This window comes from Pseudomonas donghuensis, from assembly GCF_000696345.2.
In the GTDB taxonomy this organism is placed as follows: Bacteria; Pseudomonadota; Gammaproteobacteria; order Pseudomonadales; family Pseudomonadaceae; genus Aquipseudomonas; species Aquipseudomonas donghuensis.
Genome location: NZ_CP071706.1, coordinates 3,148,243 through 3,173,234 on the forward strand (window position 1 = coordinate 3,148,243; position 24,992 = coordinate 3,173,234).

The 24,992-nt window shown below is 63.9% G+C and carries 15 protein-coding genes; all 15 read right to left on the reverse strand.

Going from position 1 to position 24,992, the window contains the following annotated elements:
• Positions 1–23: 23 nt before the first annotated feature.
• Positions 24–1,439, reverse strand: a complete 1,416-nt coding sequence (locus BV82_RS14805) for an aldehyde dehydrogenase family protein (protein ID WP_036997126.1) — start codon at positions 1,437–1,439, stop codon at positions 24–26.
• Positions 1,432–2,622 carry a pyridoxal phosphate-dependent aminotransferase gene (locus tag BV82_RS14810; protein ID WP_036997124.1) on the reverse strand — a complete coding sequence of 397 codons (1,191 nt, stop codon included), beginning with the start codon at positions 2,620–2,622 and terminating at the stop codon, positions 1,432–1,434. Before BV82_RS14810 ends, BV82_RS14805 begins: the two co-directional genes overlap by 8 nt.
• Before the next feature lie 28 nt (positions 2,623–2,650).
• Complete coding sequence (locus tag BV82_RS14815) at positions 2,651–4,258, reverse strand: 5-guanidino-2-oxopentanoate decarboxylase (protein ID WP_215444964.1); 1,608 nt, start codon at positions 4,256–4,258, stop codon at positions 2,651–2,653.
• Positions 4,259–4,268: 10 nt separating this feature from the next.
• Complete coding sequence (locus tag BV82_RS14820) at positions 4,269–6,359, reverse strand: acetate--CoA ligase family protein (protein ID WP_036997121.1); 2,091 nt, start codon at positions 6,357–6,359, stop codon at positions 4,269–4,271.
• A 14-nt stretch (positions 6,360–6,373) separates the two neighbouring features.
• Positions 6,374–7,534 carry an acyl-CoA dehydrogenase family protein gene (locus BV82_RS14825; RefSeq protein ID WP_036997120.1) on the reverse strand — a complete coding sequence of 387 codons (1,161 nt, stop codon included), beginning with the start codon at positions 7,532–7,534 and terminating at the stop codon, positions 6,374–6,376.
• A gap of 31 nt (positions 7,535–7,565) precedes the next feature.
• Positions 7,566–8,357 carry an enoyl-CoA hydratase/isomerase family protein gene (locus BV82_RS14830; protein ID WP_036997119.1) on the reverse strand — a complete coding sequence of 264 codons (792 nt, stop codon included), beginning with the start codon at positions 8,355–8,357 and terminating at the stop codon, positions 7,566–7,568.
• 870 nt (positions 8,358–9,227) lie between these two features.
• Positions 9,228–10,211, reverse strand: a complete 984-nt coding sequence (locus tag BV82_RS14835) for an IS5 family transposase (protein ID WP_081839715.1) — start codon at positions 10,209–10,211, stop codon at positions 9,228–9,230.
• Positions 10,212–10,496: 285 nt separating this feature from the next.
• Positions 10,497–16,703, reverse strand: coding sequence for a hypothetical protein (locus BV82_RS14840; RefSeq protein WP_036997115.1), 6,207 nt, complete (start codon positions 16,701–16,703; stop codon positions 10,497–10,499).
• 144 nt (positions 16,704–16,847) lie between these two features.
• Positions 16,848–18,251, reverse strand: coding sequence for an amino acid permease (locus BV82_RS14845; protein WP_036997114.1), 1,404 nt, complete (start codon positions 18,249–18,251; stop codon positions 16,848–16,850).
• 202 nt (positions 18,252–18,453) lie between these two features.
• Positions 18,454–20,709 (reverse strand): hybrid sensor histidine kinase/response regulator, encoded by a 2,256-nt coding sequence (locus BV82_RS14850; protein WP_036997113.1) that lies wholly within the window; start codon positions 20,707–20,709, stop codon positions 18,454–18,456.
• Entirely contained in the window at positions 20,706–21,479 is a 774-nt protein-coding gene (locus BV82_RS14855; protein ID WP_036997109.1) for a substrate-binding periplasmic protein, read from the reverse strand. The genes BV82_RS14850 and BV82_RS14855 overlap by 4 nt, the downstream gene beginning before the upstream one ends.
• Positions 21,480–21,483: 4 nt before the next feature.
• Entirely contained in the window at positions 21,484–22,200 is a 717-nt protein-coding gene (locus tag BV82_RS14860; RefSeq protein ID WP_010226877.1) for a response regulator, read from the reverse strand.
• A 69-nt stretch (positions 22,201–22,269) separates the two neighbouring features.
• Entirely contained in the window at positions 22,270–22,914 is a 645-nt protein-coding gene (locus BV82_RS14865) for a TetR family transcriptional regulator C-terminal domain-containing protein (protein ID WP_010226876.1), read from the reverse strand.
• 124 nt (positions 22,915–23,038) lie between these two features.
• Entirely contained in the window at positions 23,039–23,794 is a 756-nt protein-coding gene (locus BV82_RS14870) for a class II aldolase/adducin family protein (protein ID WP_051636829.1), read from the reverse strand.
• Between the two features lie 75 nt (positions 23,795–23,869).
• Positions 23,870–24,907 carry an ABC transporter substrate-binding protein gene (locus tag BV82_RS14875; protein WP_010226873.1) on the reverse strand — a complete coding sequence of 346 codons (1,038 nt, stop codon included), beginning with the start codon at positions 24,905–24,907 and terminating at the stop codon, positions 23,870–23,872.
• Positions 24,908–24,992 lie beyond the last annotated feature (85 nt).

Here is a 24,992-nt window from a genome sequence, read left to right on the forward strand (position 1 = left end):
AATACGGGACGCCTTCAGGCTTATCAGCACTGAATCGCTTTAACTTCGACGAACTCGGCCAGGCCTTCCTCGCCCCACTCGCGGCCGTTGCCCGACTGCTTGTAGCCGCCAAACGGCGCCTGGTAATTGAACCCCGCGCCATTGACGAAGCACTGCCCGGCCCGCAATTGCCGGCCCAGTTGCAGGGCCCGCTCGCGGTCCGCCGCCCACACCGCGCTGGACAAACCGAAGGGTGAGTCGTTGGCCAGGGCAAGCGCCTGGGCTTCATCGGCATAGGGGATCAGGCACAGCACCGGGCCGAAGATCTCTTCCTGGGCAATGCGCATGCGGTTATCGACGTCGGCGAACAGCGTCGGCGCCACATAGAAGCCGCGCTCAAAGCCCGGCCCCGTGTCACCGCCACACAGCAGCCGTGCGCCCTCCTCCTGGCCGATGCGGATGTAGTCCAGCACGGTACGCCGCTGCGCCGCCGAACACATGGGTCCGAGGAAGCTGTTCGGGTCTTGCGGGTCGCCCATGACCAGCTGGCGGGTTTCATCCAGGGCGATTGCCACGGCCTCTTCATAGCGGCTGGCCGGCAACAGCATGCGAGTCAGGGCCGTGCAGGTCTGCCCGGAGTTGATCATCACGTCCTGCACGCCATAACGCACCGCGGCGTCGAGGTCGGCATCGGCGGTGATCAGCAGCGGCGACTTGCCACCCAGTTCCAGGCACACGCGCTTGACCGTCGGCGCCGCGGCCTGAGCCACGCGCACGCCGGCACCGGTGGAGCCAGTGAACGAGACCATGTCCACCTGCGGGTGACGGGCCAGCGCCTCACCGACCTTGGCCCCCGGCCCGCTGACCAGGTTGAACACCCCGGCCGGCAAGCCGATGGATTCGATCATCTCGGCCAGCAAAAACGCGTGCAGCGGGGTTTCCTGGCTCGGTTTGACCACCACCGTGCAACCGGCGGCCAACGCCGGGGCCAGTTTGCCGATCAACTGGTGCAGGGGGTAGTTCCAGGGGTTGATGAAGGCGCAGACACCGACCGCCTCGCGCACCACCCGCGAGTTGCCGACTTCACGTACCTCGTCCATCAGCCCGGCCAGTTCGATGTACTGCTCAAGGCCGACAATCGGCCCATCGACCTGCACCGCCCGGCACCACTGCACCGGCATGCCCAGCTCGCGGGTGATGACGGCCGCCATCTCATCGGCGCGGGCCTTGAGCTGTTCGGCCAGGGCGCGAATGTAGCCGGCGCGCACGCTCGACGGGGTTTGCGACCAGCGGCCAAAGGCGTTGCGCGCCGCTGCCACCGCCCGGTTGACGTCTTGCTCGTCGCCCAGCGGCACCCGGCCTGCCACTGCTTCGGTGGCCGGGTTGATCACTTCGGCCAGGCCCTGGCCCGACGGCACCTGCCAGCTGCCATCGATAAACAGCCGCGGATAGTCACGCATGGGCTTTACCCTCCATCAGCTCAGCCGCGCAACGGGCAATGCGCTGGCAGGCCTCGCGCAGCGGTTCGGCGCCGAGCACCAGGCCCAGGCGGATATGCCCGGCGGCGCTGGGGCCGAAGGCTTCACCAGCGAGCACCGACACGCCATGGTGATCGAGCAGGCGATTCGAGAACGCCTGGGCGCTGAGGCCGGTTTCACGGATATCGACCATCACGAACATGCCGCCATCGGGCTTGAGCGCACGCAGGCCCGGGCAGTCGGCCAGGCACTCACAGACCAGGTCGCGGCGCTGGCGGTAGGCTTCGCGCATGGCTGCCAGCTCCGGCAATTGCTGCTCCAGCGCTACTACCGCCGCATCCTGGATGAAATCCGGCGAGCCATAGAGCATGCACAGTGCCAGGTTCTCCAGGTGCGTGGCCAGCGCTGGCGAGCCCACTACCCAGCCGACCCGCCAGCCAGTCATGGCATGGGACTTGGACAGGCTGTTGAGGGTCGCCGTGCGCTCGGCCATGCCCGGCAGGCTGCCGGGGCTGATGTGTTCGCCGTCGTACAGCAGCTCGCTGTAGACCTCATCGCAGATCATCCACAGGTCATGGGCAATGCACAACTCGGCCAGCGCCTCCCAGGTACTGCGCGGCAGGCTGGCGCCGGAGGGGTTGTGCGGGCTGTTCAGGGCCAGGGCGCGGGTCTTGGGGGTGATGCGCGCGGCGACATCTTCGGCCTGCACCCGGAAGCCGTGCTCCGGGCGCACCGGTACCGGGATCACCGTGGCGCCACAGGCGCCGAACACCGCCTCATAGGTGACGTACATGGGCTCGGCGACGATCACTTCATCGCCAGGGTTGAGCACGCACTGGGCCACGCAGAACAGCGCGCACTGGGCCCCGGCCAGCACCGTCACCTGATCGGCGCCGGTCGGCTGGCCGCTGCGCTGCTGATGGCGGCGGGCAATGGCCTGGCGCAGGGCCAGCTTGCCGCGCACGTCGGCATAATGGGTGTGGCCGTTGTGCAGGCTGTCGATGGCGGCCTGGACGATCGGCGCCGGGGTGTCGAAATCCGGATCGCCAACCGACAGCAGCAGCACGTCTTCGCCTTTGTCCAGCAGTTCCAGGGCGCGGTAATGGATGTCCCAGGCGGCGGCGCCGTCCCCGGCGATACGTTGGGTCAGATCGGAAAAGCGCATGGCAGTCTCCCAAAAAAGCGGTTGAAGTTCAGCGCGCGCAAGCGTGCTTGAGCTCGATCAGGGTTACGCCGTTGCGGGCAAAGCCGCTGCGCAGTTCCCGTTGCAGGTCATCCAGGTTTTGCGGCTGCGCCACGCTGCAACCAAAGGCCCGGGCCAGGCCGATGAAGTCCGGGTTGCGCGGCAGCACGCCGATCGGTTCGATATCCAAACCGAGCATGTCGTCGCGAATCTGTCCCAGGGCATCGTTGTTCCATAGCAGTACCACAAGCGGGCGCTCCAGCTCTTCGACCGCGGTGGCCAGTTCCTGGGCGGTGTAGAGGAAGCCGCCATCGCCGACCAGCACCAGGCCCGGGCGGTCCTCAGTGGCGAACATGCCGCCGATACCGGCGGGCAAGCCGTAACCGAGGGTGCCGTAACCGGTCGGGTGCAGCCAACTGCGCGGGGCCCGGCTGGCATAGGCATAGTTGCCGGTGTAGGCCAGTTGGGTCATGTCGGTGCTGATAAAGGCGTTGGCCGGCAGCTCGGCCGCGACCCGGCCAAGGATCGCCTGGTGGATCGCCTGCAGCGGGCCGTGGCTGGCCTTGACCGCCTGGCGTAGGCTGGCGACGGCATCCATGGCGGCGCCAGCATCGCGCGGCGCGTGCGGCAAACGCTCGAGCAAGGCGGCGACGGTTTGCCGGGCATCGCCTTGCAAAGCCACCGCGCAGGGGTAGAAGTCGTTGAACTTGCGCGGATCGATATCCACCCGCAGCAACTCGCCGTTGAGCTGCAGCCGTTCACGCCAGAAATCGGTGTCGGCCATTTCAGTGCCGACCGCGAGGATCACATCGGCCTCGGCGATCAGTTGCCAGCCCGGCGCCACGCACAAGGACGAACCGGCATTGAGCGGCGCATCCGGCGCCAGCAGGCCTTTGCCGGCAACGCTGGTGAACAGCGGCGCGGCCAGGCGGGTGCTCAGCTGTTGCAGCTCCTGCGCAGCGGCCAGGGCGCCGCCACCGGCGATGATCATCGGCCGCCTGGCACCTGCCAGTTTGCCGGCAGCCTGATCCAGCACGCTGCTGGCCGGCACGCCCCGGCCCGGGCGGCGCACCACTTCAGTGCTCCAGTCGCGGGCGACCGGTGCGGCCAGCACATCCAGCGGCACCGAGATATGCACCGGGCGCGGGCGTTCGCTGTCGAACACCGCGTAGGCACGGGCGATCAGTTCAGGCAGGTCCTCGGCGCTCAGGGCCACGGCGGAAAACGCCGTGATCGGCGCGGTCATGGCGCGCTGGTCCTGGGTTTCGTGCAGGCAGCCCCAGCCTTTGCCGAGGCTCGCGGTGTGGTTGACGCTGGAAATCACCAGCATCGGGATCGAGTCGGCATAGGCCTGGCCGATGGCGGTGGCGGCGTTGGTGACGCCGGGGCCGGTGATGACGAAGCACACCCCAGGCTTGCCGCTGACCCGCGCATAACCGTCGGCCATGAAGCCTGCGCCCTGTTCATGGCGGGTCAGCACGTGGCGGATGCCGCTGCCGGGCAGGCCACGGTACAACTCCAGGGTGTGCACCCCGGGAATGCCGAACACGGTATCGACGCCGTAGTTGGCCAACAGGCGCACCAGGGCCTGGCCACCGGTCAATGGGCTGTTGTGCATGTTCATCTCCTTATACCTGGCCGAGGCGAATCAACGCATCGACCGCGGTGGTGCCCTGGGCACTGACCATTAATGGGTTCACATCCAGTTCCAGCAATTGCGCGGCGTTTTCGCAGGCGTAGTCGGCGACCGCACGGATCGCTGCCACCAGCGCCTCCAGGTCAGCTGCCTCGCGGCCGCGAAAGCCCTGGAGCAAGGCGGCGCTGCGCAGGCCGAGCACGGCCTTGCGGATGGCGCCGTCGGTGGTCGGCAGCAACAGGCTCTTGCTGTCCTTGAGCAGCTCGACGAGGATGCCGCCGGCACCGATCACCAGGGCCAGGCCGAAGTCGTTCTCGCGCTTGATACCGACGATCAGCTCGGCCAGCGGCGCGCTGGCCATGGGTTCGAGCAGCACCTGGTCGAACGCTACACCGGGCGCATAGGCCGCAATCCGCGTACGCATCTGTTCCAGCGCCGCGCCCAGGGCCTGGGCGTCGCGCAGGTTGAGGGCGACGGCACCGGCTTCGGTCTTGTGCGGCAGTTGCGCACTGACCGCCTTGAGCACCAGCGGGTAGCCAACGCTTTCAGCATCCTTGAGTGCCTGTTCCGGGGTGCTCAACACGCCCGTGGGCACCGGCAGGCCGAACGCCAGCAAGGCTTGCTTGGATTGCCACTCGTTGAGCAGTGTGCCCTCGCCCTGCAGCGCCTGCGGGCACAGCGGCGGCAACGCCGACTCGCCCAGCGCCAGCAGCGCCTGGCGTTTGCCCTGGTAAGCGGCAATCCGCCCCCAGGCCGCCAGGCCGTCCTCGACGCCCTGCAACGCGGCGATGCCATGGGCATGCAGGCGCTCGCGGGCAACGGCCGGCAGCAGTTCAGGCAAGGCCGAGGTGACAAAACCGCTCTTGCCATGACGCTTGAGCGCCGCGCAGTACAGCTCCAGCAGCAGGTCACACTCCTTGCGCTCGCCGGTAAACTCGGCCGGGTAGTCGAGCACCAGCATGGCGGCATCGGCCTCGGTGCGCAGGGCGCTGTCGAGCATGCGCTCAAGCGCGGCGGCATCGCCCCAGATCGCCGTGGTGAAGTCCAGCGGGTTGACCAGGTTGGCATAGGTTGGCAGCACCTGGGCCAGCTCGCGGACCTGGCCGTCTTCCAGCTTCGGCAGGCTCAGATCGTTGCGTTCGGCATAGTCGGCGATCAGCCCGGCATCGCCACCGGAGCAAGCCAGGGCGATCAGGCTGCCGCCCTTGGGCAAGTGGCCGCAGGCAGCGGCCTTGAGGGTTTCGACAAAGCTCACCGGGCCGCTGACGCGGATCACCCCCAGGCGCTCGAACAGGCTGTCGTACAGCGCATCGGAGCCGGACAGCGAGCTGGTGTGGCTCAGCGCCAGTTCCGCACCGATTTGCGACACCCCGGTTTTCAGGGCGATGATCGGGATACCCAGCTGCAGCGCCTTGTGCGCGGCGCGGGCAAAGCCCGGCACGTTCTTCAGGCCTTCCAGGTGCAGGCCGATGGCAGTCACCCGCGGCTCATCGAGCAGCGCGTCCATCAGTTCGGCGATGCCGATCTGCGCCTGGTTGCCCACCGAGGCCATGTAGGCCACCGGCAGCGAGCGGTCGCTCATGGACAGGTTGTAGGCAAAGTTGCCGCTCTGGGTCAGCACCGCCACGCCCTTCTCCACCGCCTTGCCGCCATGGGCCACCGGCCACAGCGCCGAGCTGTGCAGGTAGTCGAGCAGGCCATAGCAGTTGGGGCCCAGCAGCGCCATGTGGCCGGCAGCCTTGAGCAGTTGCTGCTGCAGGGCCAGGCCTTCGGCGCCGGTTTCGGCAAAGCCCGAGGCGTAGCAGATCGCTCCGCCGGCACCCTTGGCGGCCAGCTCGGCCACGCAGGTCAGGGTCAGCTCGCGGTTGGTGGCGATAAATACCGCATCCGGCGCACAGGGCAGCTCGGCGACGCTGCGCACGCACGGCACGCCGTCGAGGCTGTCGTGCTGCGGGTTGACCAGCCACATCGGCCCTTGGTAACCGCCCTCGGCGCAGCGTTTGAGCGCCCGGGCCATGCTGCGCCCGCCGACGAACGCCAGGTGACGCGGGGCGAGCAGACGTTTGAGATTGTCTCGTAACATGAGCAGGCTCCTGATCAGCGCAACAGCGGGCGCAGCAGTTCACGGGAAATGATGTGCCGCTGGATCTCCGAGGTGCCCTCCCAGACCCGCTCAATGCGCGCATTGCGCCAGATCCGCTCGACCGGGCCTTCATCCATCAGGCCCATGCCGCCGTAGATCTGCACCGCCTCGTCGGCAACCTTGCCGAGCACTTCACTGGCAAACAGCTTGGCCATGCCGGCCTCGCCATCGGTCATCGTGCCCTGGTCCATCTTCCAGGCCGTGTGCAGGGTCAACAGCTCGGCGGCGCGAATCTGCGTGGCCATGTCGGCGAGCTTGAACGAGATACCCTGGTAAGTGCCGATCGGCTGGCCGAACTGCTTGCGGTCGGCCGCCCACTGCAGCGACACGTCAAGGGCGCGCTGGGCCTGGCCAACACAGTTAGCGGCGACCATCACCCGCCCGGCGGTGAGCCAGGCGTTGGCCACTTCCCAACCCTTGCCGACTTCACCCAGCACTTTGCTGGCCGCCACCGTGCAGTCATCGAAGAACAGCTCGAAGGTGTGATAACCGCGGTTGCTCACGCACTTGGGCCCGCGGCGGATGGTCATGCCCGGGGTGCCGCGGTCGACCAGAAAGGCGGTCACCGCGTTGCGCGTCTTGCCGTTGTGCTCGTAGGTGTCGGTGACGGCAAAGACGATGGCGAAATCGGCATGCCCGGCATGGCTGATGAAGTGCTTGCTGCCGTTGAGCACAAAGTTGTCACCCTCGCGCACGGCGCGGGTCTTGATCGCATTGGCATCGGAGCCGGCGCCCGGCTCGGTAAGGGCAAAGCAGTCGGTCTTCTCGCCCTGGATGCACGGCAGCAGGTAATCGTTGATCTGTTCGTCCTTGCAGGCCATGAGGATCTTCGACGGCCGCGCGACAAACACATGCAGGGCCCACGACACCTTCGACAGCTCGCGCTCGATCAGCGCCTGGGACAGGTAATCGAGACCGCCGCCGCCGACTTCCTCGGGCATGTTGAAGGCGTAGAAGCCAGCGGCGATGGCCTTGCCGCGGATCTGTGCGGCAAGCTCTGGCGAAACTTCGTCGGCGCGGTCGACGGCCTCCTCATGGGGCAGTAACTCCTTGGCGACAAAACTGCGTACCGCTTCCACCAACATTTGTTGTTCTTGGGTCAGTTGGAAATTCATGAGTCGATCCTGAAGAAGTGCTTGTAAGTGTTTATTTACCAACGAAATTAGCAGTGCGCTTTTCGACGGCAGCGCGCAACGCTTCGGCGCCATCCTCGCTACGCCCGCACAGCAGCCCAGCGGCAAGCTCGGCCTGTAGCTGCTCGCCAAGGGTGCGTTGGGCACCGTCGCAGATCAGCCGTTTGGTCTGGGCGAAGGCGAAGGTCGGGCCATTGGCCAGGCGCCCGGCCAGCTCGGCGGTCACCGCCAGCAACTGCTCATCGGCGCACACCTCGCCCACCAGCCCGGCCGCCAGGGCGCGCTCGGCCCCCCACAGCTCATCGAGAAACAGCAGGCGCTTGGCCTGTTCGCTGCCGATCAGCCGTGGCAGGTGCCAGCTGGCACCGGCATCCGGGCTGTAGGCCATGCTGGTGTAGCCGGCCTTGAACCGCGCCGAAGCTGCCGCAATGCGCAGGTCGCAGCACAAGGTCAGGTCCATGCCGGCGCCGACGGCGGTGCCGTTGATGGCGGCGATGGTGGGTTTGTCGAGGCTGTGCAGGCGCTGCATCAAGGCATGGGCGGTTTCGGTCCAGCCGTAGCTTTCAAGCGCGCCGCGGGCTTGGGCCTCGGCCCATTCGGCAAGGTCGGCGCCTGCGCAGAAGCTGCGGCCGGTGCCGGTCAAGACCACCACGCGCACCGCCGGGTCGGCGTTATGGGCATCGAGCAAGGCATGCAGGTTTTTCAGGCTGGGGATGTCCAGCGCGTTGCGCTGGTCGGGGCGGTTGAGGGTGATCCAGGCAATGCCGGCTTCGACCTGGCTGAGCAGCGACGCAGGAGGGGTCATGGGTGGCCTCGAATTATTGTGGTGGGTATGGGGGGGGCGTGAGGCCATACTAAACGAGTGTTCAACAAGAAGGCAAACGACTTTGTAACTCTAAAAATATTTCACAAAAGCAATTTATCTTATTGCTTTATAAGGTTTTAAAACGCTCGAAAAACACTTGGTTATACCACCGTTACAACTTCGCACAACTCATGACAAAAAAACCGCCCCGGAGGGCGGCCGATAGAAAAGTTATAAAGGCTGGTCAGGTAAACCGGATAGTTCGCTGAACCCAAGAAGCACCGATAGAGGTCCCAGCGTTAATGAGTTGGAGCGTTAATTTAATTGGTTCAGCTTTTGAATGAACTACATCGATTGCAACGTAGCCCTCTCTGCTATTGGTGGCGCTGCCCATCCCCAGCCTGAGAATTACGACGTTCCCCGGATGCCCCACCACCCGCGCGCCCCCGGAAAGGGTTACCCTGCACTCTTGATATCTACTGAAACCTTGCGTCGCATAGGAGATTCGGTTCACGCTTCGCCCATCGGCTCGTGCCCCCGTTGCCGGATGCACCCAGATCCGACCGCCGGCTACATCAATGGGCCAACTCAAAACTCTAAAGTGCACATGAGCAACTACTGAACTGCCACCATGAGGAGTAACAACTGCGCTTAGGCCGCTGTATCGAGCGCCCATCCATTCACGCCACTCCCCTCGTTGGTCAAGTATTATGTCTTTATTGTTTCCTCCACCTGTAAAGAAACCGCCACCTAAGGAAACTCCGAACAAGTTGCTCCTCAACCGGAAATGGACGGCTTGGGGATGCCGAAACGCCCGATTTTCAGCCGCTGATTATTGGATAACCAAGGCACAGCCTTGGTTTTCTGCCCTCACGGGCGCACCTCTCCCGCAGCAGGCAATAATTGCCGGCGCACCATCCACAGATTCGACAGGGCAAACAGCGTGGTCAGTTGCGCCGTGTTCTTGGCCAAGCCACGGAAGCGGGTTTTCACATAACCAAATTGGCGCTTGATCACACGGAATGGATGTTCGACCTTCGCTCGCGTCTGTGCTTTGACCTTCTCGATCTTGCGTTTGGCTTTGTAGAGCACGCTGCGTTTGTTCAAGTGTTTATAGGTGCTGCGACGAGCCGCAATCTGCCAGATCACCGGCCGGCCGTCATGCTCCGGCCGCTTCTCCGCGCCGGTATAACCCGCGTCGGCACAGATAACATTTTCATCGCCATGCAACAGGTGAGCGACCTCCGTTACATCGGCGACATTCGCCGCTGTGCCGTGGACGTGGTGCACCAGACCCGACTCGGCATCTGCACCGATGTGCGCCTTCATGCCAAAGAAATATTGGTTACCTTTCTTCGTCTGATGCATCTCAGGATCGCGTTTGCCTTCCTTGTTCTTGGTCGAACTGGGTGCGTGGATGATGGTGGCGTCGACAATGGTGCCCTGGCGCAACGACAGGCCCTTGTCTCGCCGGTAATTGTTGATGGTTTCCAGAATGCCCGCCGCCAACTGATGCTTCTCCAGCAGGTGCCGGAAATTCATGATCGTCGTGTCTTCGGGGATCGGAGCGCTGAGCGTCAGACGAGCAAACTGGCGCATCGAAGTAATCTCGTACAGCGCCTCTTCCATGGCTGGATCGCTCAACGAGAACCCGTTCTGCAGCAGGTGAATGCGCAGTATGGTTTCCAGTGGATACGGCTTGCGGCCACCGCCAGCCTTTGGGTAGTGAGGCTCGATCAACGCTACCAACCCGCTCCACGGAACCACCTGCTCCATCTCGGCCAGGAAACGCTCGCGACGGGTTTGCTTGCGCTTACCGGCGTACTCGAAATCGGAAAAGCTCATCTGACTCATGGGATGGCGGGCTTGTAGAGGACAGTTGGACGGAGGGCTATTTCAGCACAGGTCAGATGGCCTGTGCTGACTTGATCGGAGAATCCCTAAACGTGTGTTCGACAAGAATGCGATCATTGCACATGTAAGTAAACTACATCATGAAATACCTATAACAGACTGCTTTTATATATTTTCAAAATTCAAACATCACCAACCGACAGCACTGTTAAAACTTCGAACAATTGGTTGCAGAAAAAAACCGCTCCATGGGGAGCGGTCTCAACAAACTTTCTAAATCTCGGATCAGGTAAAGGTCATTTTTTTGCTGAAAGTCAACCCAGGGCCGAACCCAGTTAATTCGAACGTCACCGTTATCATTCCCGCTGTCGTGTTGGTAACATCGAAGAAGCAATCGAACCCTGTATTTGATAGCGGGAGCGTCACTGTGGAGCCTGAGTACCCAACGACCCTGGCCCCTCCGGATAAGGTCACAGTGACTTGTGTGTATCTGCTTTGAGTGCGGGTGTCGTAACTCACACGATTGATAGAGCGACCATCAGCTTTAGCGCCAGAGGCAAGGTTGGCCTTGGCGACCCATGTACCATTAACTTTGTCATCCCGAAATACGATGCTGAAAAGCAGCTCGGCTGAAACACTATACGCACCCCGCCTGGCGGTAATCGTTGTACTGTTGCGGTCACACCTTATCGTCTGGTGTGAGGTGCCATATTGATCGAGCGTGACATCAAGCTGCGATGCACCGCCTGCAAATCTCCCACTTCCAGTCAAGCTCAGCACCACTGAAGCTCCCGGTGTCCCGCGCACGACCACGCTGTTGGTTTCTGTGGGATGTCGCCAGTCTGGAGGTAATGCAATACGTGTTAGCCCATTGGTAGACACCGTAAGTGTCACGGGATCGAACACACGAACCTCATAAGCAATCACCGGCGCAACGATGTCCTCCACCCTTAAATGAATACTCAGGCGCGAACGGTCAGCGAGCATTTCAAGGTCCGAGCGCGAAATCGGGCGAGTAATGCCGCCCGTCACCTCAGCCGGAGACACCGGATGCGCTACAAGCAGCGGTAGCGTCCAGTCTCCTCCACTTTGAAGTTTGCCTTCAAGTGTCACCCAGACCTGCTGACCTGCAACAATCCCCTGCCAGCGATCAATCCTCAAGGTGGCGTTACCGGAGAAGGCGGCCAGTTCCAGCACTTGGCCCCTCGCCTCGAGAATTTTAGGATCGGTCAGGCTGATCTGCACCTGAAGGATCTGGTACTCGCGCACCGGGAACCTGATAGCTTGCGATTCTTCGGCATCCTCACGCAGCGCCACCGCCATCTCCAGGGTGATCCGGCTCTGGTGGGCGAATGCCTGCAAATCGGCCCGGTTCAGCGTAGCGCGTACACCCAGGTGGACCTCCCCTGCGGACACCCGTTGCCCTTCAGCCAGGACGATAGTCTTGGCATTACCTTGTGCATCGGTTCCACGGCAACGAAACCAGTAACGCTGACGCTCGTTGATCCCGTTCCATTTCGCCACCGTCGCCAGCGCATCGCCCGGAAAACTCAGCAGATCGAGCACATCGCCATTGGCCTCTTCGATTCGTGGCCGTGGCGGGTTGCTCAGCACCGGGCCGATGCCCAGGTGCAGGAAGTCCGAATAGCGCCGGCGTTCCGCCGGTTCGCTAACGTAGTAGCGGATGCGCACCTCGTGCCCCAGGCTGGGCACGATATCCTCCTCGTAGACGGAAAACGCCACATCATCGGCAGTTTGCACCGGGAAGTTGTCGATGATGTCCGCCCCCGCGACCGGACTCAGCCACTCCATCCATACCGTTTGCCCAGGGGCCATACCTTCGTACAGGGGCGCCTCGACGGTAGCCACGACGATGCCGATCGGGTCGAGGGTATCGTTCTCGGCCTCCGGCACGTTCGGGGCGACCAGCTCGGGGGCCGGCTCACCGACCCACAATGGCAACACCTGGGACTCCCGCGGCTCGCTGCTGCCGAAGTACACCCGGTAGAACAGTTCCAGGTTACCGCCCGACAGCGCGGCAATATGCTCGGCTGGCACGATAAGCACGACCGGGTGGTCCACTTGGGACCCGGTCAGGTACCAGTCGCGCATAAAGGCGTAGGCGTGGCCGTTCTCCCGTTTGCCTTGCCAGACCAGGCGGACCTGTTGGCCGGCAAACATGCCCACCCACGGCGGAATCCGCACCACGGCCTGCGGCAATGTGTCGGGCAGGAAGTCTTCCTGGCGGTCGTCGACATCCGGCGGCAGCAACTCGGCCGCCTTGCCCCGAACGCCGACGGCAGTGGTTCGGGATGGAATCTGCTGCCCGTCGCGGGTGACCTTGTAGGAGACATAGGCCAGGCCACCGGCGATCGACTCGGCGATGCTGTTGGGCACCTTGTGGGTAATGGTCCGCGGGGGGGGAATGATGCCCACCGGGTACGCGGGGGAGACATGTGGCGGGATCGCCGCCACGTCTTCGGTGTAACCGCGGAAGGTGAAAACCACCTGATCGCCAACGCGAAAATCCGGCCGATCGGCAATTACCGAGATCTCGACATCGGCGCCCTGCAGAGCCCCCAGGTCGAGGAAACCTTCCTCGTCAATCCCGGCCACCCCTGGCCGTGGCAACAACAGCAGGCTGACTTCGACAAAGGCATAGCTGGGCAACGAGGCACCATCGGACTCGTTGCCCACCTCGTCTTCCAGCCAGTACAGCACCAGCAGGCGCTCATCATCGCCGCCCGCCTCGATGGTGGCATAGTCGACGAACACCGGTATGGTCTTGCCCACCTCGCCTTCCTGGACGACGTGAGTGACCTTGGCCCCGCCCCAGCTCAAGTTGAGGGTGTCGCCGACTTCCATATAGCGCCAGCGGTTGACGTACACCGTGACGCCGTCCTGGGCCATCTCCCAGTCGATCAGGCCGAAGGGCACGTCCGGCGACATCAAGTTGGCATTATGAGGGCTGCCAGGGATTTGATTAGGGCCGCCGGGCAAGGTGACCTTGACCTTGACCCGCAAGCGCGCCGACGCCCGTTTGTTGCCGCTCAGCGGCTCGACCGTGAACCATACCTCGCTGACGCCGTTGGGAATGCGGGCAGCGGGCACGAACAGGGTGACCAGTTCATTCACTTCGTTGGGCAGTACCACAATCGGCAACGGCGTAGCCGGCACCTCTTCATCACCAAAGTGCACGTGAATCTTGTCGCCGGCGGCCATTTGCAGGTAGGGCTCCACCAATACCAGCAGCCCCTTTTTGTCGGCGTCCATCGCGCGTACGCCAATGCCACCATCCAGCCCCCCGGGATGATCGCTAAACTCGCGCATGTGCGGGATGCGCACATGGCTGGTTTCGACGCTGGTGATCTGGTTGACGCGCATGAACCAGGGAATGCCGTCGGCCGCCACCCCCCGGGCCGCATAGCGTGAAGCCAGGCTGGAGAAGTACAGGGTCTTGCTGAAGCGGGTCCAGCTGCCGCCCTGGGGTAGTTGAAAGGTCAGCGTCACTTCTTCGGCGACGTTGTCGACCACGTCGAACTGGCAATCACCGGTCAGCTCGGTCAACGGCAGGCTGACCACCTGGCCGGGGTGGCCGACAATCCGTGCGCTGCCGCTGAGCTCAACCTGCACGTAAGTGGCATCGGTGAAGCCGTCGGCCTCAAAACATACGCGGTTGGCGGCGCGGCCGTTGGCCAGCGCACCGCTGGCCGCACGGGCGCGTACGTGTTGATCGTCCTGCTGTTGATCGAACGGGAAGACATCGCTAAAGCGCACCGGCACATGCTGGGCCTGGCCGGTGCCGATCGCCGCGCTGACCAGCACCGTCTCGGCGTAGCGGTCGCCCAGCCAGGCGATGAACTCACCCTTGGCATCCAGGGTGAAGTCCAACTGCTGGCTGTCGTTGTCGAACTGTGCCGAGCCATTGACGCTGAGGCTGCCTTGCGCGCCCGGCCGTCCGACCAGGTTCACCGCACAGGTCTGGGTCGCCAGCGCCCAGTCCTCGGGCAACGCGGAACTGGCCAGGCCCGAATCGGAGACACCGATGTGCAGTTGCCCCTGGCGCACGGTGTAGGTCCTGACCGGGAAATCCAGCGTCGCAGCGCCGCCGAAGTTGACACTAAGATGCAGCGACAACGCGCTGCCATCGTCGAGCTCGTCGAGAAACTCGCGCGGCAGCGCCACGGTCAGCCCCGACACCTGCTCTACCGGGCTGTCCACCAACAACGGCAGCGTGGCATTGGCGCTGCGCACCTCCAGCCACAGCCGCTGGCCCAGGGCAATGAACGGCCAGGCGCTGACGCTGATGTGGGCATCGCCCTCGAACAGGTCCAGGTCCAGTTCGCTGCCGTTAGCCTCATCGATCCTCGGGCGTGGTAAATCATCGGCGCTCGGCGCGCCGATTTGCACGGTTTGCCTGGGCGACTCAAGCGCCGCCAGTTCATTGCGCAGCACCTCATAGTAAAACTGCACCGCGCCGTTGAAGTTCGCCGCCACCGCCGCCGCCGGCACGCTGATGGTGATGCTGCCGGTATCACTGCCCGGGCGCTCAGGCAGTACCGGTGAGCCGGCGCCCGCAGCGCCTTTCCAGTACAAGACAATACGGTCACTGGCGCGCATGCCGGGGTAGCTGATCAGCACCTGGGCGCCATGCAAGCCAAGCATCGGGTCGTAGCTGCCATCCTGCATACCGAGCAGTTGCGCCAGTTCAGGCACCGGCGCGACCGAGCGCAACGCCAGCGCCCGCTCCTGGGACGGCAACGGCCGCCCGCCCAGCGCCGGCTCGACCTCGTAGCGCATCAATACCGTGCTACCCAGGCCGGCGTTGGCGATGGCCTGGGGTACCCGGAACGCTGGCAGCGCACCGCTGCTGTCGACGGTTTTGGCTTCGCTATAGCTGCTCTCCGGTCCGGCGCCTTGCCAGGTGAACGTGACCTTGTCGCCTACGTGCTTGCCCGGGTAGTTGACTGTCACCTGGACCCCGAGAGGGTAGAAATGCGGGTCCAGTTCATTGACCGGCTCGTCCACCTCCGGCGCCGGCAACAGTCCGGCGGCGCTGATGCGCAGCTCCAGCGGGTCCGATTGCCGAAAGCCGACACTGCGCGTGCTGAGCATGCGCACCTGGTAGTAGACCTTGACCGTGCCCGACTCCAGCAGGCGGATGTGTTCCGTGCCGACATTGATCGCCACCTCGCGGTCCCCTGCCCCCTCCGAGGCGGTCACCACACGCCGAACCTCATGCAGGGTCGGTCTGCCATCCAGTTGGGTGCCTTGCCACACCAGAGTAATCTGGTGGCCCGCCGTACGTCCCTGGTAATGAGGGATCATCACCGCAGCCCGGGCAATATCGTAGGCCAGTACGCCCTCCTCCGCCCGCGCCACTCTCGGCACAGTCAACGCCTTGGGCTGCCCTTTGAAACCGATGCTCAGGCGCTGCGAGTGCTGCTCGCCGCCAGCCTTCACCAGCCTGTAGCCCACGACCGCCAGGCCACTGGCCAGGGCCCAGGCTTTGTCATTGGCAATGGTGAACGTCAGGGTCTGCGGCAAGGTCCCGCGGAGGGTCTGGTCCAGGTCGATATGGGTCGGCAGGCCCGAATCGATGTAGCCGGTAAAGCGCAACCTGACCGTGTCGCCGATGGCGAACGCCGGTGCGCTGGCCTGCACATGAATCAGCAGGTCATCGCTACCCAGTACCTCGAGATTGATATAGCCCTCATGATCGAGCCCCGGTACCGAAACGGCCGGCAATTGCGCATGACCGGTGTCGACCACCACCGATACATGCGGAGCCCAGGTCTGGCTGGTGTTGTGGACAATATCGTGCACTTCCCAGGTCACCACCAGGTTGGGGCTGTCGCCGGCCTGGCGAATGACACTGCCGGGCACCGTGAACACCACCGGCTGGTTGAGATCGGCCTCGACCAGGGTATAGCTCAGCATCACCCCGCCCCAGCTCAGGCGGATCACATCGCCAACGGCGCGGTTCTCGTAGAAATAGACCTGCACCTGGACGCCGTTCTCCAAGTGTTCAGCAGTGACCGGATTGACACCGACATCTGCCGCGACCAGGCCCTGGTGCCCGGGTTCGGAACCGCCCGGGCGATCCAGCTTGACCAGAACCGAGAGGTCGCGCGAAGTGCCATACTCGATGTTGTTGCGGCTGAAGCGGTAGTGCACTGTATGCGCGCCCGGGGTAAACCGCTCGGCGGGCAGGTGCAGGTGCAGGGCCCGGCCGAGGTCGTAGCCTTCGAGCACCAGCGGCGCGACGACCGGCATGCTGTCGGCATCCATGTACACCCGCAGTTCGTCACCGCCGCGCACGTTGGTGAAAGGCGGCACGGTCGCCAGCACACCTCGCGCGTCGGTGCTCAGGGTATGCAGGTTGACGCCCGCGTCATAGTCACTGACCGGCGCGACCGAGGCGAACAGGGACAGTGCCGGCAGCTCGCTGGTGGTCGTGGATTCGATGGTATCGGTTTGCAAGTCATTCATGGCAGACAGCCTCGGTGCGGGGAAACAACGTTTCGGCCCTGCGTGCATACCGCCATGAAAAAGGGCCGACCTGGTTAAAGTCGACCCTTATTCAATACCTCGTTATCGAGGCCAACAACTGACAAAAATGCTAGGTGGCCGGGTTTACACCGACGGCGCCAACACCCCCTGGTGCTTGCGGTGAATGATGAAGTACGCCGCGTAACACACTGCGATGAAACCAAAACCCCAATACAGCGACGGCCGCTGGGTCTCATCCAGCGCCAGGAACACGAACAGCGAACTGCACAGGGCGATGCACAGCAGCGGCACCAGCGGGAACAGCGGCGCGCGGTACTTGAGGTCGGCAAGCTTGCCGCCGCCCTGCAGGTAGGCGCGGCGGAACTTGTACTGGGCCAGGGCAATGACGATCCAGGTCACGGTACCGGACATGCCGCTCACCGCCATCAGCACCATGAACAAGGTATCGGCGGCGACGAAACTGGTCATCAGCGACACCAGGGCAAAACACAGGGTGATGCTCAGCGCTCGCAACGGCACGCCGCGCTTGCTCAAGGGCGACAGGCTTTTCGGCGCCATGCCGGTCTTGGACATGGCCCAGAGAATGCGCGTGGAGGCATACAGGCCGGAGTTGCCCACCGACAGAATCGCGGTAAGGATGACGAAGTTCATCAGGTCCGCCGCGTAGGGAATACCGACCATGTCGAACACCTGCACAAACGGGCTCTCCATCAGGCCGGCCTGTTGCCACGGTACAATCGCCGAGAGCACGACGATGGCCAGCACATAGAAGATCAGCACGCGAAACACCACGTTGCGCACCGCGCGCGGGATGCTCTTTTCCGGCTGGTCGGTTTCACCGGCGGCCACGCCCATGATCTCGCAGCCCTGGAAGGCATAGACCACGGTCATCATCACCGCGAACACCGCCGACAGGCCATTAGGGAACATCGAGTCGCCGATCAGGTTGTTCATCATCGGCGCCGGCTCGCCGCTGGTCAGCGGGATGGCGCCGAAGATCACCAGCACGCCAACGATGATAAAGCCGAGGATCGCCGCCACCTTAATCCCCGAGAACCAGTACTCGGCTTCACCAAAGGCACGGGTGGCCAGGGCATTGAGACCGAACAGCACCACCACGAACAGCGCCGACCAGTACCAGATCGGCACCTCCGGGAACCAGCGCACCATCAGCATGCCGGCGGCGGTGAACTCCAGGCCCACGGTGGTCGCCCAGCTCATCCAGTACACCCAGCCGATCATGAAGCCGGTGGCCGGGCCGATGAATTTGGTGGCGTGGGTCTGGAACGAGCCGGACACCGGCATCTGCACCGACAGTTCGCCCAGGCAGACCATCACCAGGTACATCAGGAAACCCGCCACCAGGTAGGCGAGGATCGCGCCCATGGGCCCGCCCTGGTTGATGGTCACCCCCGAGCCCATGAACAGCCCGGTGCCGATCACCCCGCCCAGCGACAGCATGAAGATATGCCGGCTTTTCAGCGCACGGGTGAGGTGGATGCCTTTACGTTCGGTAGAGTCAGTCATGTCGGCACCTCAACAGTGGTTGAAGCGCGGAAGGGACAGGCGGTGGTGCGGGGACGGCTGAGCTTTACGGCAGTTCATTATTATTATCTCCAATAAGCTTCGAAGACCGCGGGCAGCGGTTGCCGTCGATTATTGGAAAGCGATGTAAGGTGGCGTTGTACCTGAAGATCGAAGATGTAAAAAGTCGTAAGTTTTTTGTACGTCAGCACTGGATCAGCTGTTTCAGGGTTTCGTCGGCCAGGCGCAACTGCTCGGCCAAGGGCGTTTGCAGGGCCTGCAAGGCTGCCGGGGCCTTGTTCAGCGCCGCCTCTTCCAGTTCGCGCAGTACCGTCGCCAGGCCGCGAAAACCGAGAGAATCACTACTGCCGGCAAGGCGATGAGCCAGATGCGCGACGTCGGTGCAGTCGCCGGCCTTGAGCGCTTCGGCCAGGGCATCCTGATGCTGCTCGATAGCGTCGCGCAGCACCGCCAGCAAACCCTGGACTTTCTGTTCGCCCAACAAGCTGCGATGGGTATCGAGCAGGGCCCAGTCCATGCCCTGCTCGGTGACCGGCGCCTCGACCACCGCGCCCTCTTGCGCCAACGCCTGGCGCAGGCTGTCGAGCTTCAGCGGCTTGGCCAGGATGCCCTGCATGCCCGCCGCCAGGTAACCGCGCAGCAGCGCCGGCTGCACGCTGGCGGTCAGCGCCAGGATCCGGCAAGCGCGGTTCGGCCCGGGGGTGCGGCGTATCTGCCGGCACAGCTCGACGCCACTGATACCCGGCAGGTGCACATCGAGCAGGATCAGGTCGAAGCGCCGCTGGGCACAGAGCTCCAGCGCCTGTTCACCGTCCTCGGCCATCCACAGGCGGTGCCCGTCGCGCTGCAGCAGGCCGCGCACCACCTCGCGGTTGAGCTCGACGTCTTCGACTACAAGGACATCCAGGGCCTGGATCGCTGCTGCCGGCAGCAGCGCCGGCGCCTCGGCCGCCGCCGCTTGCAGCTCCAGCTCGAACCAGAAACAACTGCCCTGCCCCTCGACACTTTCAAGGCCGATGCGCCCGCCGAGCAGTTCCACCAGGTGCTTGCAGATCGCCAGGCCCAGGCCTGTGCCGCCATAGCGGCGGGCCACAGCGTCGCTGGCCTGGACGAAACGCTCGAAAATCCGCCCTTGCACCGCCGGGGCGATGCCGATGCCGTTGTCGCTAACACTGATCCGCAACTGCTGCAGGCCCTGCTCCTGGCCCAGCACCTGGACCTCGACACTCACCTCACCGGCCTCGGTGAACTTGATGGCATTGGCCAGCAGGTTGCTGAGCACCTGGCGCAGGAACTGTTCGGCGCCGTGTTGACGTGGCGCCAACTGCGTATCGATACGACAGCGCAACACCGTGTCGTTGTTCAGGGCCCGCGGTTCGAGCAGGGTCATGACCTCGTCGCACAGTTGGCGCAGGGAGAAATCCACCGCTTCCGGGTGGCTTTCGCCCTCCTCCAGGCGGGCAAAGTACAGCACTTCGTTGAGGATGCTCAGCAAGCCTTCGCCGGCCTTGTACAGGGCATCCAGGCGCTTGCTGTCGCGGGCGTCCAGATCCGCTTCGCGGAGCAATTCGGCCATCCCCAGGATGCCATTGAGCGGGGTGCGCAGTTCATGGCTCATGGTCGCCAGAAAGCGCGACTTGGCCAGGTTCGCCGCTTCGGCATCCTCCTTGGCGCGCATCAGGCTGGCAGTGCGCCGCTCGACCATCTTTTGCAGTTCGTCGCGCTTGCCTTGCAAGGCCAGGCGATCGACTTCGCGGCGGTCGATGTCGCTGAGAATATTCCTGCGCATGTCGTCCAGGGCGTGGGCCACGGTGTCGATTTCGTCTTCGCGGCTTGAGCGACGCTTGTCCAGGCGCAGCGGCTCCTGCCAGTCGCCTGCACCAATACGCCGGGCGAACTCGGCCATCACTTGCAGGTGGCGGGTGACCAGGCGGTAAAACAAGCCCGACAACGCCACCGCCAGGCCGCAGAGGAACACGCTCATCCACAGCAGGCTGGTCAGCCCGGTGGCGAACAGGCGCCGGTGCACCGCCCCCAGGTCGATGCTGATCTCCAGCTCACCCAGGTGGCGCAACGGTCCCGAAGGCGGTTGATAGTCCAGCGCGAAACGCTCGATGCGCAGCGGCCCTTGTGGCGTCGCTTCGCCCTGCAGCAAGTCGAAGTCGGCACTGTTCAGGCGCACCCGCGCCACATCGGAGAAGTCCACCAGGCCGCGCAGCTGCACGTTCAACTGCTCCTGGTTGAGGTCCCAGAGGCTGCGTTCAAGGCTTGCCAGGTAACCGGCGCGAATCAACGCCATGCGCGCGTCGATGTCGCGCATCTCGCGACGGTACTCGAAATACAGCTGCACGGTGCTGGCCAGCACGGTAAAGCACAGGCTGAACAACAGGATGAACAGCAGCAGGCGCCGCAGCAGGCCACCGGGTTGCAGGCGCATCATTTGGCGCCTGCCGGCAGGTTGACCATGTCGCGGTAGGTGACTTCGCTCTGTTCCAGCCAGCGCTGGATCTCGCCGTTGTCGCGCATGCGCTGCAGTTGCTCGTCGATCTGCGCCATGTGCTGGCTCAAGGGTGAATGCCGCGACACCGCCACCCGCAGGTAGTCAACGCTCAGCGCGGTGGGCAAGGCCTGGATATCCTCGGCGCCGGGCAAATGCTCGACGAACAGCTGGCCGGTGCGCCGCTCCTGGATGACGAAGTCGATACGCCCGCGAATCAGCTTGCCGAAGTTCTGCTGGCTGTCGGAGACCCACTCGATGTTCTGGTGGCGGGCCACGAAGCGGTCGAAGTCCGCGCCGTAGCTTTCACCGAACAACAGCCCACCGCGGTAGCTGGCCAGGTCTTCAAGGCGCTCGAAGGTCACCGGCCGCTGGCGATTGAAAAACACCGCCACTTCCTCGCGCAGCACCGGCACCGTGGAAAAGCGCATGCCCTGGTCGCGCTGGTCGCTGTTGTAGGCCAGCACCACATCCACCCGGCCGGCGGCAGCGTCGAGCAGGCAGCGCTTCCAGTTGCCCAGCACGACGATCTCCACCTCATAGCCCAGGCGCGCGAACAGCTGGCGCACCACGGTCGGCGCCAGGCCGCGCACCTGCTTGCCGTCGCTCCAGGAAATCGGCGGGTACACCGGGTAGTCGCAATAGCGGATGCGCTCGGCCGCCTGGGCCTGGGCGCCGGGCATCAGCATGGCGAGCCAGAGCAACCGCCACATGTGATCAGGCCGCCACGCTGGCAGTAAACAGGTAACCGGCGCCGTGAATGGTGATGATCAGCTGCGGTTCGGCCGGATCGTCGTGCAGCTTGCGCCGCAAGCGGCCGACCAGCACGTCGATGGAGCGGTCGTTGGGCACCCACTCGCGGTTGCGGATCTGGTCCATCAGTTGGTCGCGGCTCAGGGTATGGCCGCTGTTGCGCAGGAACACACTGAGCAGCTGGAATTCGCCGTGGGTCAGCAGGGTTTCGCCACCTTGCGCATCGATCAGGCGGCGACGGTCGGTGTCCAGGGCCCAGTCGGCGAATTGCTTGAGCGGGTGATTGCCGGCGCTGGGCGGCTTGCCGGCCTGGGCATGGCGGACCCGGCGCACCAGGTTCTTGGCCCGCGACACCAGTTCGCGCGGGTTCAGCGGTTTGATCACGTAGTCGTCGGCGCCGCATTCCAGGCCAACGATACGGTCGATGTCGTCATTACGGCCGGTGATGAGGATGATGCCGACCTCCGAGCGCACCCGCAGTTCGCGGGTCAGGGTCAGGCCGTCCTTGCCCGGCAGGCGGATGTCGAGCATGACCAGGTCGACGGCCTGCTCGGCGAGCACATGCTCGGCCTGCTCCGCGGTGGCGGCGCAGTGCACGTCGTAGCCTTCCTGGGACAGGTAGGCGTGCAGCAAGTCGCGAATAAGCGGATCGTCATCGACGACCAGTACCCGAGGCGTCATTGCGTGTTGTCTCTTATAGGAATTGTTGTATGACTCACGACAGCAGCGTACCCATTACTGAACGACCGATCAACAGCCCTCGGTCAGGGTGAAGCGCCGGCGGCCACCGGCCTGCAGGCCATCGACCCAGGCCTCGCAAATCTGCACGCCCTGCTCCGGGGTGAAGGTGCCCGGGTTGAGCCCGGATTCCAGCCACAGGCCGTCGAGCAAGGCGCTCAGGCTGATGGCTGCCAGGTCGGCGTTGAAGGCCTGCCAGCCCTCCTCCTTGGCCAGGTCCGCCAGCAGCCGGCCCAGTTCGTTGCGGTATTCGCCGTAGGAGTGGTCATGCACCTGGTTGATCGCTTCGGCGGTTTTCACTGCGCCCCAGAACGCAAGCCAAGCATCGAGCAGCTGCGGGTCGAGCAATTCGGCGCAGAACGAGGCGCGAAAAAACGCCGACAGCCGCTCGCGGGCATTGGGCGCGGCCTGGGCCATGGCTTCGCGGATCAGGCCCATGACCCGGCCGGTGACTGCCATGTAGGCCTCGGCCACCAGTTCGTCCTTGCCTGAATAGTGGTGGCTGATCAGCCCCACCGAGACCCCGGCCTCGGCGGAGATCTTGCGGATCGAGGCGCCCTGGAAGCCGTGCCGCTTCAAACACACCAGGGTCGCTTCGACCAGGTTGGCCTTGCGCAACTCCGGGACCATACGGCTGTAACGGGCTTCCTGGCTCATTGGCGGTTCTCTTCGGGTGGGAGACTTTTCGCGGGGCAAGCCCGCTCCCACAGGGGGATGGGCAATTCCGGTGGGAGCGGGCTTGCCCCGCGATGCTGTTGAACAACTGTACAACAAGTCCCGATCAGTCGCGATAGCCCGGCGCCACCCGATCGAGCAGGCGCAGCAACGCCGACCAGGCCAGTTGCATGCCATCCGGGTCACTCAGCTCGCCTTCCTTCAGGGCCCGCGCCGGTTCGTTGAACTGGCGTTCGGTGTGGGCGCAAACCTCTTCCGTCGGCAACACCAGCTCGCCGGCAGCCATCGCCGTCAGCTGGATCTCGCAGGCTTTTTCCAGGTAATACATGCGCAGGAACGCCTCGCTGACACTGCGCCCGACGCTGAGCAAGCCATGGTTGCGCAAAATCAGCACCGCCTTGTCACCCAGGTCATCGACCAGGCGCGCTTGCTCGGCCATGTCCAGGGCGATGCCTTCGTAATCGTGGTAGGCAACCTTGCCATGGAACTCCATGGAAATCTGGTTCACCGGCAACAACCCGCACTTGAGCGCCGCCAGCGCGCAACCGGCCTTGGTGTGGGTGTGCAGCACGCACTGGGCATCCTCGCGGGCGCCATGAATGGCACTGTGGATAACGAAACCGGCCGGGTTGACCGGGTACGGCGACGCCTGCACCGCGTTGCCCTCAAGGTCGATCTTGACCAGGTTGGAGGCGCTGATTTCATCGAACATCAAGCCGTAGGGGTTGATCAGAAAATGATGCTCGGGGCCGGGAATGCGCACCGAGATATGGGTGAAGATCAGGTCGGTCATGCGAAAGTGCGCGATCAACCGGTAGCAGGCGGCCAGCTCCTGGCGCAGGTGGATTTCGGTCTCGGTCATTATTGTTGTCCTCAGGCGAAAGGCTGGCCAGACAATAGGGCTGGACATCGTGCGATGTCCAGCCACGGCGAGGGTTCAGCGGCTGGCCCAGGCGTTGAAGCGCTCTTCCAGTTCATCGCCATGATCGACCCAGAACTCGACGTTCATCGACAGCGCGCCTTCAAGGTTCTGCCTGGAGGTCGGCACCCAGCTGGCCAGCTGCGGATCAAGCTCGGCGGCGGCCTGGATGTTGGTCGGCCCGTAAGGAATCTCCTTCACATAGCGCACCTGGGTGTCGGGCTGGTTGGCGAAGGCGATCAGGCGCTTGGCCTGGTCGACATGCCTGGAGCCCTTGATGATCGCCCAGTAATCCATGCCGTATAGGCTGCCCGGCCACACCAGGGCCAACGGGCTGCCCTGTTGAGCGGCGACGGCGACCCGGCCGCTGTAGGTCGAGGTCATCACCACATCGCCGGCGCTCAGCCACTGCGCCGGTTGCGCGCCGGCTTCCCACCACTGGATATAGGGCTTGAGCTCGCTGAGCTTGTTGAAGGCGCGGTCGACGCCCTCGGGGGTGGCCAGGACCTTGTACACGTCCTCGACCTTGACCCCGTCGGCCATCAGCGCGAACTCCAGGTTGTACACCGCCCGCTTGCGCAGGCCGCGTTTGCCGGGGATTTTTTTCACGTCCCAGAAATCCGCCCACGAGGTCGGTGCCTGGGCCAGCTTGTTGCGGTCGTAGGCGATCGCCACGCTCCACACCAGCACCGCCGAGCCGCATTCCTGAGCGGCATCGGGGATCAACTGCTCGGCACGCCCGAGCCGGGTCCAGTCGAGGCGCTCGTACATGCCCTCGTCGCAGCCGCGCATCAGGTCCGGGCCTTCGATCTGCACCAGGTCCCAGTCGACGTTGCCGGTATCGACCATGACCTTGATCCGGGCCATTTCGCCGTTGTACTCGCTCTGGATCAACGTGCTGCCGTCCTGGGCACTGAACGGCTTGAAGATCGCCGCATCCTGGGCTTTCTGGCCGGCGCCGCCGTAGGCGACCACGACCATGTCCGGTGCTGCCTGGACGGCGCCGACAGCAAGGGCGAACAGCCAGGGAGAGCGCTTGAGCAGGTTCGATTTCATCAATGGTTCCTCTTGCCGGTACCACGTGATGCGTGGCCCGTTTTCTTGTTGTTGTGAGGTGTGCCCCAGGACCCGGGGGTGATTG

What these genes read in the sequence shown, in the direction of transcription:
- BV82_RS14860 (WP_010226877.1), bottom strand. Translation starts at nt 22,200, where the DNA reads ATGACGCCTCGGGTACTGGTCGTCGATGACGATCCGCTTATTCGCGAC.
- BV82_RS14875 (WP_010226873.1), bottom strand. Translation starts at nt 24,907, where the DNA reads ATGAAATCGAACCTGCTCAAGCGCTCTCCCTGGCTGTTCGCCCTTGCT.
- BV82_RS14805 (WP_036997126.1), bottom strand. Translation starts at nt 1,439, where the DNA reads ATGCGTGACTATCCGCGGCTGTTTATCGATGGCAGCTGGCAGGTGCCG.
- BV82_RS14865 (WP_010226876.1), bottom strand. Translation starts at nt 22,914, where the DNA reads ATGAGCCAGGAAGCCCGTTACAGCCGTATGGTCCCGGAGTTGCGCAAG.
- BV82_RS14850 (WP_036997113.1), bottom strand. Translation starts at nt 20,709, where the DNA reads ATGATGCGCCTGCAACCCGGTGGCCTGCTGCGGCGCCTGCTGCTGTTC.
- BV82_RS14835 (WP_081839715.1), bottom strand. Translation starts at nt 10,211, where the DNA reads ATGAGTCAGATGAGCTTTTCCGATTTCGAGTACGCCGGTAAGCGCAAG.
- BV82_RS14810 (WP_036997124.1), bottom strand. Translation starts at nt 2,622, where the DNA reads ATGCGCTTTTCCGATCTGACCCAACGTATCGCCGGGGACGGCGCCGCC.
- BV82_RS14820 (WP_036997121.1), bottom strand. Translation starts at nt 6,359, where the DNA reads ATGTTACGAGACAATCTCAAACGTCTGCTCGCCCCGCGTCACCTGGCG.
- BV82_RS14845 (WP_036997114.1), bottom strand. Translation starts at nt 18,251, where the DNA reads ATGACTGACTCTACCGAACGTAAAGGCATCCACCTCACCCGTGCGCTG.
- BV82_RS14870 (WP_051636829.1), bottom strand. Translation starts at nt 23,794, where the DNA reads ATGACCGAGACCGAAATCCACCTGCGCCAGGAGCTGGCCGCCTGCTAC.
- BV82_RS14840 (WP_036997115.1), bottom strand. Translation starts at nt 16,703, where the DNA reads ATGAATGACTTGCAAACCGATACCATCGAATCCACGACCACCAGCGAG.
- BV82_RS14830 (WP_036997119.1), bottom strand. Translation starts at nt 8,357, where the DNA reads ATGACCCCTCCTGCGTCGCTGCTCAGCCAGGTCGAAGCCGGCATTGCC.
- BV82_RS14825 (WP_036997120.1), bottom strand. Translation starts at nt 7,534, where the DNA reads ATGAATTTCCAACTGACCCAAGAACAACAAATGTTGGTGGAAGCGGTA.
- BV82_RS14815 (WP_215444964.1), bottom strand. Translation starts at nt 4,258, where the DNA reads ATGCACAACAGCCCATTGACCGGTGGCCAGGCCCTGGTGCGCCTGTTG.
- BV82_RS14855 (WP_036997109.1), bottom strand. Translation starts at nt 21,479, where the DNA reads ATGTGGCGGTTGCTCTGGCTCGCCATGCTGATGCCCGGCGCCCAGGCC.